Raw genomic sequence first — 20,741 nt, forward strand, 5'->3', positions numbered from 1 at the left:
AAGTATTTGATCTGGACTTCGGCTCGTTGGAACAATTTAATGAATTATTCCAGCTTATCCATCAATCCAAGGGTCAAGATGGCAGAGAGACCTTCCACACCAAACATGTTAGTACACTCTTGCAGGAGCCCGGTACAGGAACATTACCTTTGTTCTATAACGCTGGTGCAGTTGCTTCGGGAGTGCCAGTGTCAGAACTGTACGACTTAACGTTACAAGTGGTTCATCAGGAGGACAGCCTGCACTTTGTATGTGGATTCCGTTCAATGAAATGGCGGAAGAGCAAGGTAGAGTCACTCTTGCAACTCTACTTTAAACTACTGAACCCGATACTCGAATGATCTCAAGCCGACTGTAAAGGAGAGCAAAATGAGAAAAGGATTAATGGGAAGTATTAAACTGGATGATCTCCTGGAATCCGGAGCAGAATCGGTCGATATCGAAAGTGTTTCGACTAAGGACATTGCCATTATTGGAATGTCCGGCAGATTCCCTGGTGCAGAGGAACTCGAGGCATATTGGAGTAATCTGGTTAACGGTGTGGACAGTATCAGCGATTTTCCCGCAGAACGACAATCTTTCACAGATTATTATATGAAGACACGGGGAGAGTCGGTCGCGTATACCAAAGCAGGGTTTTTGAATCATATTGACCGATTCGATTATCGTTTCTTCAACCTGTCTCCCCGTGAAGCTTCTCTCATGGACCCCAATCAGCGGTTGTTTCTTGAAACGGCTTGGCACGCCATTGAGAATTCGGGATATGGAGGCGGGAAACTTAAAGGAAGCAACACAGGTGTGTACGTTGGGTTTCGAAACGATGAAGTATATGACTACAAAAGATTAATCACTGACTTGGAACCTCAGGCAGATCCCAGTGCAGTTCCAGGTAATCTGGCCTCCATTCTGGCTAGCCGGATTTCTTACTTGCTGGATCTGAAGGGGCCGAGCCTTTGTCTTGATACAGCATGTTCATCTTCTCTCGTAGCCATCCATCTCGCGTCCCAGGCCATTCGAAACGGGGATTGTGATCTGGCTGTCGCTGGTGGCGTCAAGATACGTTTGTTTCCCCTGGATGAAGGGAACAAGCTTGGTGTGGAAGCGCCAGATGGCAAAGTGAAGGCGTTCGATGCAGATTCGGATGGGACGGTGTGGGGTGAAGGTGCTGCCGCTATTATCCTCAAACCTTTGAACAAAGCACTCAGGGATCGAGACCATATTTACGCAGTCATCAAAGGAAGTGCTGTGAATCAAGATGGAACTTCCGTAGGCATCACAGCGCCGAATACTGCTTCACAGGCAGATTTGCTGGTGAAAGCATGGAAAAATGCGGGGATTAACCCGGAGACGCTTAATTATATTGAAACACATGGTACGGGGACAGATATGGGAGATCCCATTGAGTTTGAGGCCATTCGCAGAGCGTTCCAAAAGTTTACGAACAAGAAACAATTCTGTGCTATCGGTTCAGTGAAGACAAATGTGGGCCACTTGGATTGTGTAGCTGGCATGGCTTCGCTTTTCAAGGTCATTATGGGAATGCGTGAAGGCATGATGCCACCCACACTTCATTTTCAGCGTCAAAACTCAAAAATCAACTTTGAAGATTCTCCAGTCTATCTCAACACTCGCCCTAGAATATGGCATGCCGAAGGAGCTCCACGCAGATGTGGTGTCAGCGCGTTTGGTCTAAGTGGAACCAATAGTCACATTGTAGTTGAAGAGCCGCCACGTTATCACAGGGCAGATACCGCAGTGACCCCGGATATGCAAATTTTAACGATCTCTGCCAAAAGTGCTGCCAGCTTAACAAAGCTGGTGCAAGCGTATCAGGCCTTGCTCGTTTCAAATCCTGAACTTTCGCTGGCAGATCTATCATTTTCGGCTAATACCGGAAGAGGGCACTACACTCAAAGGCTTGCGATCACTTACAGTGATCGCAAGGATTTGGAAAGAAAATTGAAGCTTGTATCAGACGTAAAAGGTGGTCCTGATCTTGAGATAAATGGAGTACACACAGGCATACATCGGATTATAACAGCGGGTGAAGGGGAGTCCACGCGAAGTACAGGGGAAATCACGGAGCAGGAGGTCAAGTTACTTGGCCAGAAGGCACAGGGGTGGATTTCAGAAGCGCATCTTCATCCGAGGGAAGTGCTGTTGGAGGCCATTTGTGATTTGTATGTTAAGGGAGCCGATGTGAGTTGGGAAGATCTGTACAGAGAAAAGTCTGTGCGCAGGACTCCACTTCCGTCATACCAGTTTGAACCGAACATATGCTGGCTGGACTGGAAATCGGACATGGATCAACGCCAGACAGATGACATGTATCGGAGCATGTATAGAACACGCTGGATCGCGGATTCTTTGGAACCATCCATACCCGATGAGGCGCAGCAGCCAATTGATGATGGGATAACCCTGATATTGCGAAAAGATAAGGACCTTGAAGGCGAAAGGCTTGAAACCACCTTGCGTAATCTGGGACGAAAGCTGGTATCCGTGACATTTGACGGAGATGTTGCCGTTATGGAAGGACTCTCAGGTCTAGTGCAACTTTCTTCAGAAGATGTTTATGATCATCTGCTTGGTGCATTGCCTTTCAATGATATAACCCGTGTTATTCATCTACTGAGTTCAACGCCCAGAATGCAGGTGCATAATCTGGCGGATCTTTCTCAGGCGGAAATAGAGGGTCCTCTGAGTCTGTTCAGACTGGTCAAATCTCTGGTGCAGAGAGCAGTGTCTGGCCCTGTAGACATATCAATTGCTACGACAACTGCTTATCAAGTGACGGGGGAAGAAGTGGAACTGTATCCTGAGCACGCTGCCTTGATCGGCTGGGCTAAGGTTATAGGAAAGGAATATCCGCATATCCGGTGTCAGTGCATCGACAGAGATGAACATAGTTCACTTGAATCTATTCCGGAGTTGGTTGGTGGCATAGGCATCTCCAACGAGAATTTTGCCTATCGGAATGGGATTCGTTATGTTGAACAGCTGGATGAATGGAACACAGAGACTCAGGAAAATAGGGACTGGCAACTGGTTGAAGATGGAGTATACATCATAACGGGTGGAGCAGGGGGGATAGGTTCAGAGATTGGGAGATGGATGGCTGGTCAGACAAAGGTACGAATTGTCCTACTGGGACGGACTGAATTACCCAACAGAGAGCAATGGCCGCTGCTTCGTAAGGATGGGAAAGACCAGACGGCTGTTCAGCAGATTATTCGTGAAATAGATTCCATGGAAAGTCTCGGAGCAATGGTAACTTATTTTAGCGTAGATGTATCTGATGAAATGCGTCTTACCCATACGTTGGATGTTATCAGAAAAACGTTTGGTTCTATACATGGAATTGTGCATTGTGCAGGAACGGGAAGTGATCTGTCTACCGATCAGAAGAGTGAAGATGACGTCAAGCGCACGTTGGCTCCCAAGATCAGGGGGACATGGTTGCTTGATCAACTTACCCGACAAGATCAGCCTGATTTTATGCTGTTATGTTCTTCTATCGCTACAACATTTAGCACGTTGACTATGGGAGATTATGTTGCAGCCAATGCCTACCTGGATACGTTCGCTGCACAACGAACCAAGCAGGGACTTCACACACTCGCGATTAACTGGGTGACCTGGAGGGAGCGGGGAATGGCAGCACGTTCGGGTTTTACGGCGGATACTATATTTAAGGCCATTTTACCTCAACAGGCGATCCATACTCTCGCAGACGTTGTTACTCGAAAAGTAGACCGCGTTATTATCGGGGAATTAAACATAGATGGTGGGGGCATTCGTTTACTCGAACGTTCAGGGATTCGGGTTGCTCCACATTTGCTCGAACGATTGAAGAGAATGAAGTCTACGACCAGGTCTATAGCAGAAAGGGCTTCTACCCGATCACTTTCACAACATGGCACGGGTCAGGTGATCCTAACGGGAAAAGAAAAAGAGGATTACACCGAAGCGGAACGACGTGTCGCTGATGTCTGCAGACAGGTATTGGGTTTCGAGGAAATTAACATCCATGAAAATTTCTTTGAACTGGGAGCCGATTCACTCTTGTTAAAAACGATGCATGCCAGATTGGAACTGCTTGATCCAGGTTCGCTTATGATTACGGATTTGTTTGAGCACGCAACAGTTTATAAGCTGGCCCGTTTTCTGGTAGATAAACGCCAGGGAAGCAACAACATGACACATCATGCAACGATGAAAGGAACGGAACAGGACATAGCCATTATTGGCATTTCCGTCAAACTGCCTAACGCCAACAATACTGATGAATTCTGGGACAATATTCGTAACGGGTTGGATTGCAGGACCGCATTGTCTGCAGAACGAAAGGATGCCATTGATCGCTATATTCGATATAAACAGTTTCCTGAGGGCAGCGTTGCTCTTGTGGAAGGGTCCTATATTGATGAGATTGATAAGTTCGATAGTACCTTTTTCCGTTTGTCTCCCAAGGAAGCAAGCCTGATGGACCCGCATCAGCGTCTCTTCCTGCAGGCATGTTGGGAAGCAGTTGAGGATGCCGGTTGTGTAGAAAACATTAGTGGAAGTCATACCGGGGTGTTTGTTGGATACTCGCCGAATATTCGCGATATGTATTCACGACTCATTTATGAAACCAATCCAACTCTGCTATCCAGCGCTATGGTGGGCAACACAGCAGCAGTTACCTCTGGAAGAGTATCTTATATGCTGGACTTGAAAGGGCCATCGATGGTCGTAGACACAGCCTGTTCATCTTCCCTCGTTGCTGTAGATGCAGCATGTCAATCGATTCGTAGCGGCAAATGTGAAATGGCCATAGCTGGTGGGATTAAAATCCATACTATGCCAATTCATCACACGAATACACGCATGGGAATAGGCATGGAATCCATGGATGGAATCACGCGTGCATTTGATGAGGAATCGGAAGGAACGGGATTTGGCGAAGGCATTGGTGTAATCATGCTCAAACCACTCGAAAAAGCTAAACAGGATGGCGACCAAATCTATGCGGTCATTAAGGGATCAGCATCCAATCAGGATGGTAGTTCTGCCGGGATGACAGCACCAAATCCGGCAGCTCAAGAAGACGTGATTCGCAAGGCATGGGATGATGCTGGCATTGATCCTGCGACCATTGGTTATGTGGAAGCCCACGGGACGGGTACACCTTTAGGGGATCCGATTGAAGTAAACAGTTTGACGAATGCATTCCGTATGTTCACCGACAAACGAAATTTCTGTGCGATTGGATCTGTCAAAGCCAATATGGGTCATCTGCTTGAAGCAGCGGGAATCGTGGGGTTGATCAAAACTGCGTTGGCACTTAAAAACAAGGAATTGCCTGCAACGATTCACTTTAATCGACCCAATGAAAATATCCCGTTTTACGATTCTGCCATATACGTCAATACCGTTACTCGTAAGTGGGAGGTTGAAGGCCATCCGCGGCGAGCTGGCGTCAGTGCGTTTGGCATGAGCGGAACCAATGCCCATATTGTGCTGGAAGAACCACCGGCAGACTATACCCATAAAGAACTGTCCGACCATGTTCCTCACGTTGGGCCACAGTTGTTCATGCTTTCGGCCAAATCACGTGAGAGCTTGCAGCAACTTGTTACGAGGTACGTTGCATATGGTCCGCAATTATTACCAATGGATCTGCAGGATATTTGTTACACGGTCCAGGCTGGTCGCAGTCATTATCCGCATCGATTAATTTTTGCAGTGAATACAACAATGGAACTTGTTTCCCGTTTGAATGAATTGAGCCGGCTCCAATTTTGGGAGTCTGAACTGAGCGAAACCGGTAAGGTTTTCTATCGTTATGGAGAACACCGATTGGTATCAGGTACGGATGGGATTAGACGTCCGGATGATCTTACTCTGGTTCAGAAGGAAAGTTTGAACGCCGAAATTCAAGAAGTTGCATTAGCGTGGAAGAACGGCCTCTACAGGGACGAATCCATGCAGGTCAAAATTAGTGAGTTGTATTCGGCGGGCGCAGATTTGCCACCATTATTATGGAATGACGGACAGGCACCTCGTAAAGTGCGGCTCCCGGTGTATGCTTTCGAGCGTAAGACACACTGGCTGGACATACCCGACGTCGCCCCTGTAAAAGTGGAACGTATGGAACAACCATTTCATGTTATTCGTTGGGTTAACATGCCATCCAACGATGGGACATCATGGATGTCCTCCGAATCTGGAGATGTGTTATTGTTCACAGGAAAAACCGCTCTTTCGGCATCGATTTTTGAGAGATTACTAGCTGCGGGTCGGAAGGTTGTAAGAGTAGAGATTGGACTTCAAAAGGATTCTACTCCTGGCGATGGATGGTATGGTGTTGATTCAAATAAACAGGCGTATGAGGATTTGTTAACAGATCTTCAATCTGAGTATCAATTCACACATATTATCCATATGTCAACGACTGAACAAGCAGTATTTCCCGAGAGTATCGAACAATTAGAGGTGACCCAGCAACGTGGGGCTCGCAGCCTGATGTATCTTACACAGGCGCTGGCACATGTGGGTTATGAACGCGGATTGAGCCTTACACTGGTATCTGATTATGTGAACGAAGTGACAGGTAATGAACGTGTCCTTCAGCCACAACAAGCTCCTTTTATGGGAATGGGACGAGTTGTAGGTCAGGAATTGATGGGCATATCCTGCAAATTTCTGGACGTTGATGATGTTGTCTCTGCTGAAGATGTGTTACAAGAGATCGGCCGGAAGTCTGATTTGTATCTTGTTGCTTACCGGGAAGGTACCCGTTATGAGGAGCAGTTCGAGACTTTGAACGATACGACGGTGATCGGCCATGCGCCAGCAATTCAAAATGACGGTGTATACGTGATTACTGGCGGCACGAAAGGCATTGGACTGGAAGTTGCCCAGTACTTGGCTGACAAGGGAGCAGGACATGTTGCTTTGCTTGCCCGTTCACCTTTTCCGCCGCGTGACCAGTGGATTGAATGGCTTGATCAGAACAGAGACAGGGAAGTGTGCGAGACGATAAACCGCGTCACGGATTTGGAGAAGAAGGGAACATCATGTTCCTTTTATCAAGTGGATATCGGACATCTGGATAGGCTACGTGAGGTATTTGATGAACTTCGACATACCTGCGGTCCCATTCGTGGCGTAGTCCACAGTGCCGGTGTACCTGGTGAAGGCATGCTGATGCGCAAGACGGAGGAACAGTTCTCAGCGGTGATAGGTCCCAAAGTCCATGGAACATGGGCGCTTGATCAGGTCACGCTTGAGGATAATCTTGACTTCTTCCTGCTCTTCTCCACGATCTCTTCGGTGTTTGCTGCTCCGGGCCAGGGGGACTATGCTGCTGCCAATGCATACCTGGATGCGTTTGCTGCATATCGAAGCAAGCTCGGGAAACGAACCCTAACTATGAACTGGAACACATGGCGAGATACGGGGATGGGCGTTCGTTACGGCATCAATGTGGATGGCGTATTCTCTGCCATTCCTACGGAGCAGGGCATTGCATGGCTGGATCGTGCGATGGGAATGAACTTGAATCGGGTAATCGTCGGCGAGATCAATCGTGAAAGCAAATTGCTTGGCATGATGTCAAGTGTTGCTGTGAGACTATCTGATGACCTGAGATCCCTGGATAATAATGAGAAAACTGTGTTTCCTGAAACTCAAAACCAGACCGGTTATGCAGAAGTTACTCTGGATGGCAGGACAGGAGAAGGAGCATATAGCGATGCTGAGGATCTGATTGCCAAAATCTTCGGTTCGGTACTAGGGTTCAGTGAAATCAATATTTATGACAGTTTCTTCGAATTAGGGGGAGATTCGATCATGTTGGGCCAGATGCATGAGTTATTGGATCGGCATTTCCCAAATAAAATCAAACTGGTAGATCTGTTCGAATATACAACCGTAGACAAACTCAGCAATTACATTGCAGGCAATGAGCAACATATCCTGCAAGCTGCACCGATAACATCCGCATCAGAAGAGCAGGACGGAGATTGGAATGACTCATTAAGCCATATGCTGGACAAGTTGCAGGACGGGGAAGTATCTGTCGAAGACATTCTTCATCGTTTGGATGAAATACGGCCAGGGGAGTGAGCTTGTGGAGAAAGTCTACAAACATGTTGTTGAAAACATAGCCTCCGGCAAAATTGACAAAGTGACGGGGATTCAGGTCATCAATCTGCTGAAGCAGGAAGAAGCAAATCATCAAGAGGATATAGCAGTCATAGGCATGAGCCTTAAGTTTCCCCATGCAAACCGTCCGGAGGAATACTGGCACATTGTTGAGCAGGGGATTGATTGCATAGGTGATTATCCATCTGATCGAAAATCTGTAACGGATGAGTACCTCAGACTAAGCGGATATTCAGACGAATTCCTTCAATATCTGGATGGTGCTTTTCTGGATGAAGTGGATCAATTCGATTATAAGTTCTTCCGTCTCTCGCCAAAAGAGGCTAGTCTGATGGACCCTTGTCATCGTTTATTTTTGCAAACAGCATGGCATGCCATCGAAGATGCCGGTTACGGCGGGCAAAGGCTTGCAGGAAGCAATACCGGTGTCTTTACCGGATTTGCCAATAGTAACAACTATAAGGAAATGATCAAGGATACCCATCCGGAAGAGTTATCTATTGCGATGACTGGAAATATCGCGTCAATGCTTCCAACCCGCATCTCGTATCTGCTTAATCTAAAAGGACCGACCATGGTAGTGGATACGGCTTGTTCGTCCTCGTTGGTATCCGTTTATCTGGCTTGTAAATCGCTGATGAACGGGGATTGCAACATGGCGATTGCCGGAGGAGTTAAGCTGGATATTTTGCCAGTGGATAATGATTTTCTGAAGATTGGGATTGAGTCCACCGACTACCGGACAAGAGCTTTTGATAAAGAAGCAGATGGGTCCGGTATGGGTGAAGGTGTGGCTGCAGTAATTTTGAAGCCGCTTCGTCAGGCTCAGAAGGATGGAGACCACATCTATGGTGTAATCAAAGGCATCGCCTTGAATCAGGATGGAACGTCCATGGGCATCACGGCCCCCAATCCGGTTGCTCAATCCGAAGTAATCGAGGAAGCGTGGAAGCGAGCAGGCATCCACCCGGAATCCTTGGCCTATATTGAAACTCATGGAACAGGAACCAATCTGGGTGACCCTATCGAGATTCAGGGGCTGGAACGTGCTTTTCGAAAATATACGAACAAAAAGCAATTTTGTGCAATCGGTTCGGTCAAAACCAATGTCGGGCATCTGTATGAAACAGCAGGTATGGCCAGTCTGATCAAAGGACTTTTATCATTGTATCATCGGAAACTCCCGCCTTCCCTTCATTTTAATTATCCAAACCTGAATATCGATTTCGGGAATTCACCCGTCTATGTCAATACAAGGTTAAGAGAGTGGGAGCGAGGTGCTGATCCGCGTAGATGCGGGATAAGTACATTTGGTTTGAGCGGAACAAATTGTCATATCGTGCTGGAAGAAGCTCCTGTACAGGCCACTTTGACCGTTACGCATGATGGGCATACGGGTGTTCATCCATTCACGTTGTCTGCGGGATCAGATCATGGAATTCAAGTTCTCATGAAACAGTATCTGGACGGAGTATCTACCTTCCCCGACAGGTATTCATTACTGGATGTGTGTCGAACAGCCAATGCATGTCGTGGACATTATGCTCACCGAGTGATCATTTTGGCTGAACATTTGGAGGATTTGCGCATTAAGCTGACCCAGGTTATATCTGGAGACATTCACACGTTCACAGCACCTTGGTTTCATTATGGGGAACACCGACTGATCAGCGACAATCGGGAAGTTTCAGGGGTACATGATATTACTCAGAAAAACGTTCGTGCGTTAAGCGAAGAGGTCCGGCAAGAATTGAACCAGATGAATGAGGCTACATTCGACTGGGGGCGACTGTGTACTCTTTACGTGCAAGGAGCATCCGTGGACTGGTGGCGTCTGTATGAGGGCAAGTCTACGAAGACCGTACCTCTGGCGGGTTATCCTTTTGATTCGCAGAAATGCTGGATTGACATGGGAAGCAGACCAGCAGAAGAGAGTGTCCACCATGACAACGGATTGTTTTCTCTCACGTGGCATGAGCTTGAGGGAGATTACGAGGATAACGAAGTTCATTCAAGCGAGAGAGTTGTACTCTTTACGGCTGATGACAAAGGTGGAGCTGACCTTGCATTGCTTTTGCAACAATCGGGTAAGGACGTCATTAAGGTTTGCCCGGGAGATTGCTATGAACAGAGGAACGATACTGATTTTCGAATTGGTTCGAAAGAGGGCGATTTTGATTCTTTAGTCAATGCTTTGGATTCAAAATCATGGTCACAGGTCATCTACGCACCTACCTTTGCTTCGGACACTTCTGTTCAGAATCTGGTGGAGTTGAATGAATCACAGGAACGCGGTGTTTACAGCCTGCTGTATCTGGTTCGTTCTTTGACCAGACATGGTATTGTTTATGATATGGATATGGTGATTTTGACCCAATGCGTCCATCATGTCACAGGCAAAGAACAGGTTCTTAGACCCGAGCTCGCACCGCTAGAAGGTCTTGCCAAGGTCATACGTAAGGAGCATCTGAACATCCAATGTCGAGTTATCGACGTGGAAGATATGCTATGGAGCAAAGGGAGTGCAGAGTCTGTTTTCAGAAAAACAGATCACTTCCTTACCGCCATTCGAGACGGAAAACGGTATATTCAGTCATTCGGTACACTCCAGCCTGTTGCAGAGTCGGACAGTAACAATGGACAATTTCCGGCTCTTCATTCAGAAGGGATATATCTTGTGTCTGGTGGAGCCGGAGGTATCGGGATTGAAGTATCCAAATATTTGGCTGGCAGGGACAAGGTACATCTGGCCTGGATTAATCGTACTGCCTTTCCACCCCGGAGAACATGGGAAGCAATTTTGGATGCACAGCAGGATCAGTCGTTATGCCGAAAGATTCAGGGAGTTCTTGATATTGAAAATATGGGAGCTACCGTTGAAATATACAGCGCTGACATTTCCAAAAAAGAAGAGGTAGTTCCAATTGTAGAAGAGCTGCGTCAACGTCATGGGAAGATCCGGGGGGTTATCCATGGTGCGGGAATCGGAAGATCCGACCTGTTGATGAATCGTACGGATGACCAGTTTAGAAGCATTTTCAACCCGAAGGTGATGGGTACACGTATTTTGGATGAAGTTACCCATTCGGATGATCTGGACTTCTTTATTCTGTTTTCTTCGGTAGCAACGATGTTTAGCGGAGCCGTTCAAGGAGATTATACCGCAGCCAATGCTTACCTGGATGCCTACGGGGAATATCGGAACAAGCTCGGCAGAAGGACACATGTGGTGAACTGGACGACCTGGAAAGAGACTGGTATGGCCCTTGAAGGTGGTTTCACAATCGATACCATTTTTAAGACGTTGCCAACGGGTAAGGCTCTTGAAGGGTTTGAGCAGGTGTTATCCCATAATGTACCGAGAGCACTTGTAGGTTATCTCAATTATGAGAACGGTGGAGTCTTCCTGCTCGAAAAATCAGGGGTGATGCTCTCTCCTGTGCTGACTGCGCAAATTGAACTATTCAAGGAGAAAAAGAAGCAGGAAAAAGCGAACAAAGCAAAGAGTGCAGCGACAAATCCAGCAGGAGAAGTAAGTCTGACAGGAAGTCTCAACGAAGAGTTTAGTGATACGGAAAAACGTGTGGCCGAATGTTGTAGAAAAATATTAGGTTTTGATCAAATTGATATTCACGACAACTTCTTTGAACTAGGCGCGGACTCTATTCTGCTAATGAAAATTCAGAGTGAGATTGAGCGAATTTTTCCAGGAGCCATTAATGTTACGGACCTGTTCGAATACTCGAATGTACATCATCTCGCAAAATTTATCGGTGGAAAAAACAAGAAGGAGGAACAGCGTCCTTCTCCTGCGATGCATCTCAAGAAGCGTACTGCGGCGGAACGAGATGGAGATATTGCGATTATCGGCATGGCTGTGAATGTGCCGCTTGCTTCCACACCTGAGGAGCTATGGGAACATCTCGTCAACGGCACGGATTTGGTTCGGTCGTTTCCGGAATCGAGAAAAGTGGATATTGACAGGCATTTTGCGTTCACAGGTCATGACCAGGCACAGATGAAATACAATGAGAACGCGTATCTGGAAGACATAGACAAGTTTGATGCAGGTTTCTTTCGGTTATCGCCTAAGGAAGCAAGTCTAATGGATCCCAATCAGCGATTATTTCTTGAAGCTGCGTGGACTGCAATTGAGGATGCAGGGTATGGCGGCACCAGATTGAGCGGTAGTAAAACAGGCGTATATCTGGGCTATGCGGCAACCTTGCGAGATCTGTATGCACGTCTCTTATATGAAGTTGATCCTGGGAGCGGTTCAAGCTCCATGGTGGGTAATCTGACAGCAATGATGTCTGCCCGGATCTCATATTTATTGGATCTAAAGGGTCCAAGCATGGTTATTGATACGGCCTGTTCATCTTCATTGGTGTCTGTAGACATGGCTTGCAAAGCTATTCGTAGCGGACAATGTGATTATGCACTGGCTGGCGGAATCAAGATTAATCTGTGTCCGGTGGATGATGAAAATATGAAACTTGGCATTGAATCTACAGATCATCGCTCCAAAGCTTTTGATGATGAAGCAGATGGAGCAGGTATTGGAGAAGGGGTTGCAGTGGTACTGCTGAAATCACTTCAGCAGGCATTGGATGACCATGATTCGATCCATGCTGTAATTAAAGGCGGGGCTGTGAATCAGGATGGCAGTTCAATAGGCATCACGGCACCTAATCCGGCATCTCAAACAGAGGTTATTATATCTGCTTTGGAGGATGCAGGAGTCGAACCGGAGACAATCACCTACATTGAAACACATGGCACGGGCACGACATTGGGAGATCCGATTGAAATTAAGGGCATATCCGATGCACTGTCGAGCTACACAGATCGCAAGCAATTCTGTGCGGTGAGTTCCATCAAGACCAACTTGGGGCATTCTTCGGAGGCTGCTGGAGTGATTAGTTTGGTGAAGGCGGTCATGGCGCTGCGTGAGAAAAAGCTTCCTCCGACACTGTACTTTAATCGACCTAATCGAATGATTGAATTTTCCAATTCACCGGTCTTCGTGAATACCCGTCTTCGTACGTGGCATTCAGAGGAAGGACCGCGACGTTGTGGGATTAGCGCCTTCGGGATTAGTGGAACCAATTGTCACGTTATCCTGGAAGAGGCCCCAGTGCAGACATTTGTCCAAGCAGAGGAACGCAGACCTTATATTTTGCCTCTTTCCGCCAAAAGTAAAGACTCTCTATCCAGATTGATCGCAGCTTATCATGATTATCTCGATAGTTACGATGAACTGGATTTGTTAAGCCTGTGCGGAACAGCTGCTCAGGGAAGAGGACACTACAAGTTGCGTATCGCCATTCCTTTTAAAGACAAAGAAGAGCTGGTATCCCGATTGGACAAGCTGCATGGGTGCCCGTTTAGCGAGATTAAACCGCCCGTTGCTTATGCATCTGAACATCGAATGGTTCCTGAGACGAAGGAGCCGGGTGTTGGCGAATTGACGGAACAAAAACTTCGTGAATTAAACGAGCAAGCAGACAGGGTACTGAAGCTCATTAACGAGCACGGATGGGAAGATCAGCACTTGGAGGAAATATCGATTCTTTATACACAGGGGGCCGATATTGACTGGTCCAGATTGTACGCAGAAGAGGAAACCTTCCGGCTCCATCTTCCAACGTATCCTTATGAGCGCAATCGTTGCTGGATTGATATTCCCGAGCGAGTTGCGGTTCAACCATCCGTTGTGCAGAAGGAAGAACCAACGATGCATTACACCATTGGCTGGGTGGAAGCGACTAATCCTGAGCGGTTCATTCCGAATCCGCAAACCGTCTTGCTTTTGAAGGGGACAATTCCTTTATGTGACAGTCTCTCTCGGGAACTTACTGAACGTGGAGCACATGTAATTGAAGTTACGCTTGGTGCAACATATGCGAAGATCTCTCCGGTTCATTATCAGATCGATGGTTCGGAGGATCAGTATCTGCAATTATTGAAAGCTACGAAGAACCACAGAATAGATCAGATTATTCACACCTTTACCATAAATGATCATACAGCACCCGAGAGTCCGAAGGAACTGGAGGATGCCTTATGCCGAGGTGTGCATAGCTTATTTTACCTTACAAAAGCCATTGCAGGTGCAGGATTGCGAAATCGAATGCGCATTGTTCTGTTATCCCAGTACGTTCACGAAGTTAGCGGCCACGAATCACATCTTGCTCCTGAATATGCAACGATGTTTGGCTTGGGCAAAGCGATTGGACAAGAGCATCCTCAGCTGGAATGCAAAGTCATGGATATAGATGATGACACCGCTATTCCTATTTTGCTTAATGCAATGAATGCAGATGATGGTTTCTACTCCACTGCTTATCGGAAGGGTCAACGATATGTGGAAGAGTTTAGGAAGACAGATCTGTTGGGAGCTGAGCTCTCTGATGTAACCATTAAGGAGCAAGGGGTCTATCTCATCACCGGTGGAATGGGCGGCATTGGCCGAGCATTTGCAGAACATTTTGCCAACAGACACAACGTTACCTTGATTCTTGCAGGCAGATCGGATTTCCCTGATCGGGAAACATGGCCAGCCATTTTGGAGGATAACAAGGATCTGGAGCAATGCAACAAAATTAAATGGATACATTCGATTGAGACCAAAGGTTCCACAGTAGGTCTCTACAGCGTGGATACAGGTGATCTTCAACAAGTATCAAGACTCATGGAGGACATCAGAGAGCAGTACGGCAAAGTGGATGGCATTGTTCATGGAGCAGGGGTAGCAGGTGAAGGATTCCTTGCATCCAAGGATGCGGAGACCTTTAACCGTGTGTTGCTTCCGAAAGTCCAGGGAACCTGGAATATGGATCAGGCAACAGCCCAAGACTCTCTTGATTTTCTTGTTCTGTTCTCAACCACTTCAACATTATTCAGCTCTCCGGGTCAAGGAGATTATTCAGCAGCGAATAGTTATCTGGATGCTTATGCAGCGTATCGCAATCGCAGGGGCGGACGAACGTTAACGATCAATTGGGTGGCCTGGAAAGAGACCGGGATGGCCAAAGATTTTGGCGTAAATGATGACATGGTATTCAAGTCTGTTTTAACAAAGTCTGCATTAAAGGCCTTTGACCAGGCTTTTCAGCGTAAAGTGCATCGATCTATCATCGGCGAACTGAATTATGACTCGGAATATATGGCCTACGTAGGTGATATGCCAATGATGATGTCGGAGGAAGTATACAACACGATTCAGGATCAAAGTGCCAGCGTGATTGCTGAAGTGGAGATGAGAAAGGCCACGCTGAACAAAGAAGTCTCATTACACGGCCGCAATGATGGTCAATATACAGCCATGGAACAGATGTTATCCCGGATCTGGTCACTTCATTTGGGACTGACAGAAATGGATCTGTATGATGATTTTTACGAATATGGTGGAGATTCCATTATTGGGCTCAAGATGGCATCGGATATATACAGGGAAACGGGGATACAGGTTAATCCTTCGGATGTGCTGCAATATCCGACGATCTGGGGACTGGGAGTTCACCTGCAATCTTTGGTCGATGTGGAGAGTGCAACAGTCGGACAACAGTCCATTCCTCATGCAGAAGCCAAAGAAAAATATCCACTTTCATCAGCTCAAAAAAGGATATTCTACCTTTGCACTCAGGACCCGGACAACATCAGTTATAACCTGAACAAAGCGTTGATTATGGAGGGGAATTTTGACCCATTGACGTTGAACGGTTATATGAACACTCTGATTCAGCGCCATGAATCGTTCCGTACATCATTTCACTGGGAACAAGGAGAGCCGATTCAGAGAATTCACGAGAACGTGGATTTTTCGATCGAAACGTTGCCAGATGTCATTCGTGGAACGGAAGCAGTGGAAGATGTAGTGAAGCAGTTTGTCCGACCGTTTGATCTGGAAGCGGCACCGTTGATCCGCATGATTGTCGGTTCGTTGGATGACGGTCGCCATCTGTTGATGTTCGATGTGCATCACTTGGTTACAGATGGCATGTCGATGGACAATATGATGCACGAAATCACGTCAATGTACAGTGGTTCACCTCTACCGAATATTCCTTATCAGTATAGAGATTACTCGGAGTGGAGCAACCAGTATCAGCAATCGGATTCGATTAAATCACAGGAAGCCTTCTGGCTGGAAACGCTGAAAGGACCATTGCCGACACTGCAACTTCCAACAGACTTTTCACGACCTGATCGAAAAACCTATGATGGAGCCAAAATGACTTTTTATGCTGACGAAGCACTCACTGCACGTATAGGCAAGCTCGGAGCACGTACAGGAACCACGCTATACATGTTACTCTTATCCGCCTTAAATGTCCTATTGCATAAATACACGAACCAGAGTGATATACTCATCGGTTCGCCTGTTACGGGTCGCCAACAGGGTAACTTTGATGCCACCATTGGCATGTTTGTGAATACAATTGTCCTGAGAAACGAACCTGTGCCTGATGACTCATTCAGGGAGTTACTTCTGGACGTGAAGCAGCGTACGTTATCGGCTTTTGCACATCAGGACTGTCAATTCGACCGAATTGTACAGCTTGTGAATAGTACACGTGATCCGAGCAGAAATCCGCTGTTTGATGTGTATTTTGCACTGCAAAATGTTGGGATGTACACCGGAGAGATTGAGGCTTTCAAAGGCACATTAATCGATTATGACAGTGGAGTTTCAAGGTTCGATCTGGCACTGGATGCGATTGAGCGGGACGGTACGATCGAGTTTATTCTGGAATATAATACAAGCTTGTTCTTGCCTGGCACAGCTGAATATATCGCCAAAGATTTTGTGAAAATTCTTGAGATAATTTCAGAGCAGCCGGATACATTGATCTATGATATTGAAGTTGATCGTGTCACGGATATCACGGATGAAGCTGTGGATGAAGAAGTGAATTTCAATTTCTAGCCAGATCACAGAGGGGCGTTGATAGGAATGAAGGTTGGTGTAATCGGAGCAGGCGTCATGGGAAAAGGGGTTGCGCAGAGCCTTGCCCAGTCCCGGCACAACGTGGTTTTGATCGATGTGAGTGATGAAGTTTTGGATCAGGCGAGGACAGCCTTGTTTACCAATATCCGATTTTCGGGATTCTACAACAAGGATACCGAGGCCGAAGACCCGGAAACGGTGCTCTCGCGTATGGAGTTTACGACACATTACGATTCGCTAAGCGATGCTGATTTCATTATTGAGAACGTGCCTGAGCAATGGGATGTGAAAAAAGAAGTCTATGCACAGCTTGAAAACTATTGCCCCGATTCTTGTATTTATTTGGTCAATACATCATGCATTTCGATTACAAAAGTTGGTTCCATCACCAAACGGCCTGACAAGGTCATCGGTGTACATTTTATGAATCCGGTCCCGTTAAAGCCCGTAGTCGAAGCTATTCAGGGTTATCACACTTCGGATACAACGATTGAAGCGACCAGATCCCTGCTCCATACCATGGGCAAAGAAGCCATACTGGTACAAGATCTTCCCGGTTTTGTATCTAACCGAATATCCCATCTTCTAATGAATGAAGCTGCCTTTGTCGTTCAGGATCAGGTAGCTTCACCGGAAGAGGTGGATGACATATTCGTCAAATGTTTCGGACATAAGATGGGCCCACTTCACACAGCAGATTTGATTGGTTTGGATACTGTGGTTCATTCATTGGATGTACTCTATGAGAGTTATCAGGACCCGAAATACAGAGTATGTCCCTTGCTTCGCAAGATGGTGGATGCCGGATTGTTAGGAGCAAAAAGCGGTCAAGGCTTCTTTGAGCACGTGATTCTGTAAGTGTATCGACTATAAATTATACGAGGTGACTGTGCATGGAGTCCAAGGTCAAAGTAAAAACATTTCTGAGTCGTTTCTATCGCAAACGTGAAATTCAGGATGATGAGGATATTTTTGAATTGGGTTTTGCCAATTCCCTGTTTGCGATGCAGATGGTGATGTTTCTGGAGAAAGAATTCAACATTCGGATTGAGACCCAGGATATGGATCTGAGCAACTTCCGTACGTTGAACAAGATTAATGAACTGATTGAACGAAAGACAGCATAGACTGCCTGATGGTCTTGAAGCAATAGTTTGGAACAATATGCCAAGGAGGGGTTCAGGTATGGGTGATCCATCGGTAAGTTTCGTAATGGACAAACAAAAGCAAGAGAAGGTGAAGCTGGTCGTCTGGGATCTGGATAATACAATCTGGGAAGGTGTCCTTCTGGAAGATGAGAATGTTGTCTTGAGAGAGGGAATTATTGATGTGATTCGGACACTGGACGAGCGTGGGGTTCTGCAATCCATCGCCAGTAAAAATGACCATCAGACAGCCATGGAGAAGCTTGAGGAATTCGGAATTCATGAATACTTCCTATATCCCCAGATTCACTGGAATTCCAAGTCGAGCTCGATTCAATCCATCATAACTTCCATTAATATCGGAGCGAATACGGTTGCTTTTGTGGATGATCAGATGTTTGAGCTGGAAGAGGTACAGTTTGAGCACGCTGAAGTTCGATGCATAGATGCTGCCCAGTACCTGGACATTCCCGACATGGAGATGATGAATCCCCGTTTTATTACGGAGGACTCCAAACTTCGCCGTTTAATGTACAAAAGCGATGAGATCCGTAATAAGGCGGAAGATGAATTCACAGGTCCCAAAGATGACTTTCTGGCTTCACTTGGCATGACATTCACGATTTCTCCCCTCAAGGGAGATGATCTGCAGCGTGCTGAAGAGTTGACGGTGCGGACTCATCAGCTGAACACCACAGGGTATACCTATTCCTATGAAGATCTGGAACAACTCAGTCAATCTCCTAATCACAAACTTCTCATTACAGGACTGGAAGACAAGTATGGAGCATATGGAAAAATTGGACTCGCTTTGCTTGAGATGGAAGAGGAGTACTGGACCGTGAAGCTGCTGTTGATGTCTTGCCGTGTAATGTCGCGAGGGGTAGGCACGATTCTCATGAATTATATCCTGGAACAGGCGAAAGAAGCCGGGGTCAAGATACGGGCTGAATTCAAAATGACCGATCGTAATCGGATGATGTATCTGACCTATAAATTTGGCGGATTCAAAGAAATCCATCAGGAAGAGGACCTTGTCATTTTTGAACACGACATGAGCTATATTCAGAAAATTCCTTCATATGTGGAACTGAACATTATTAATAATTAATACACCAACCCTATTAATGGAGGTTACGACATGGAAAAAATAGCACTGCTGTTTCCGGGACAAGGTTCTCAGTATGTAGGTATGGGAAAGAGTTTCTATGATCAATATAGCATTGCCAAGCAAACGTACGAGGAAGCGAGTGACGTTGCAGGTGTGGATCTGGCAAAACTATGTTTTGAAGGAAGTCTATCTGAACTGAATCAGAATGAGAACATGCAACCGGCTCTTCTGGCAACGAATGTAGCGGCCTTCAGAGTGTATATGGAAGAAGTGGGGATTCGACCACAATTCTGTGCAGGTCACAGTATGGGTGAATATTCGGCGTTGGTATGTTCAGGCGCCATGACATTTTCCGATGCTGTTCGAATCACCAAATTGCGTGGTGCAATGATGCAGATTCATATTGATCGGGGCACAGGATCCATGACCATTATGGACGGTATTGATACATCCATCGTGGAGCAACTCTGTGAACAATACAGCGGCGAGCAGGGTGTAGCTGTAGTCTCCTGTTATAATTCGCCAACACAAGCTGCCGTATCTGGTCATCAATACGTACTGGAGGAGATCGAAGCAGCTGTATTGGATGCCGATGGTCAGGTTACCCCCCTAATGTCCAGTGCACCCATTCATAGTTCGCTGATGGCGGAAGATGCAGAGAGGCTCGGCCAAGAACTGGCAAAGTATTCGTACAATATGTTCAAATGGCCGGTACTATCCAATGTTACAGGTCAACCCTATGGTGATGTCGAGCGAATTCCGGGATTGCTGACAGATCAGATGGTCAAACCTGTGCAATGGACACGGATTCTTCAATACCTTGAGCGTTTTGGTGTCACACTTGCCATCGAAATGGGACCCAAAAATGTACTGAACAAATTGACCAAAACGAACTGTCCTGATATCAATTCGCTCTGTTTTGGCGAAAAAGCGGAACGTCAAAAATTGATTAGCATGTTTCAATCGGATGGCAAGAAGAAAAAAGGAGTACCCACAGTCATAACTAAATGTTTAGCAATTGCAGTGGCAACGCCGAACCAGAATTGGGATGAAGCAGAGTATCAACAAGGTGTTGTTCAGCGTTACAAACGAATCCAGGCAATTCAGGAGCAGGTTGAAAATGCGGGGGACAAACCCTCAAAAGAGCAAATGATAGAAGCGTTGGAACTGCTCAAGGGCATCTTTGAAACCAAAAAGTTACCTGTTAAAGAAAGAAATCAGTGGATGAATCATATCATTGATGATACTGGACATCACTACGAACTGGCGGAGTATCTGGTACACGAAGCTGTCGGCGTAAAGTGATTACATTAGGGGCGAAATGCGCTGCAATAGCGTATTCGCCCTCCCATGAATTCAGCAATACAGGCAATACATA

The 20,741-nt window shown here is 46.4% G+C and carries 6 protein-coding genes; all 6 read left to right on the forward strand.

All coding sequences use genetic code 11. The features are described 5' to 3' along the window. Positions 1-369 precede the first annotated feature (369 nt). The 6 genes from PAEAM_RS23365 to fabD are packed head-to-tail and all read left to right on the forward strand — an operon-like array spanning position 370 to position 20,668. Positions 370-8,115 (forward strand): SDR family NAD(P)-dependent oxidoreductase, encoded by a 7,746-nt coding sequence (locus PAEAM_RS23365; protein WP_100529152.1) that lies wholly within the window; start codon positions 370-372, stop codon positions 8,113-8,115. Then, positions 8,093-17,086 carry an SDR family NAD(P)-dependent oxidoreductase gene (locus PAEAM_RS23370; protein ID WP_100529153.1) on the forward strand — a complete coding sequence of 2,998 codons (8,994 nt, stop codon included), beginning with the start codon at positions 8,093-8,095 and terminating at the stop codon, positions 17,084-17,086. Before PAEAM_RS23365 ends, PAEAM_RS23370 begins: the two co-directional genes overlap by 23 nt. A gap of 27 nt (positions 17,087-17,113) precedes the next feature. Further along, complete coding sequence (locus tag PAEAM_RS23375; protein ID WP_100529154.1) at positions 17,114-17,965, forward strand: 3-hydroxyacyl-CoA dehydrogenase family protein; 852 nt, start codon at positions 17,114-17,116, stop codon at positions 17,963-17,965. Between the two features lie 35 nt (positions 17,966-18,000). After that, positions 18,001-18,234 (forward strand): acyl carrier protein, encoded by a 234-nt coding sequence (locus PAEAM_RS23380; protein WP_017686948.1) that lies wholly within the window; start codon positions 18,001-18,003, stop codon positions 18,232-18,234. Positions 18,235-18,292: 58 nt separating this feature from the next. Then, positions 18,293-19,363 carry an HAD-IIIC family phosphatase gene (locus PAEAM_RS23385; protein WP_100529155.1) on the forward strand — a complete coding sequence of 357 codons (1,071 nt, stop codon included), beginning with the start codon at positions 18,293-18,295 and terminating at the stop codon, positions 19,361-19,363. Positions 19,364-19,393: 30 nt separating this feature from the next. Further along, positions 19,394-20,668, forward strand: coding sequence for an ACP S-malonyltransferase (gene fabD / locus PAEAM_RS23390; protein WP_100529156.1), 1,275 nt, complete (start codon positions 19,394-19,396; stop codon positions 20,666-20,668). Positions 20,669-20,741: the final 73 nt, after the last annotated feature.

Source organism: Paenibacillus sp. GM1FR, from assembly GCF_002803315.1.
GTDB lineage: Bacteria > Bacillota > Bacilli > Paenibacillales > Paenibacillaceae > Paenibacillus > Paenibacillus amylolyticus.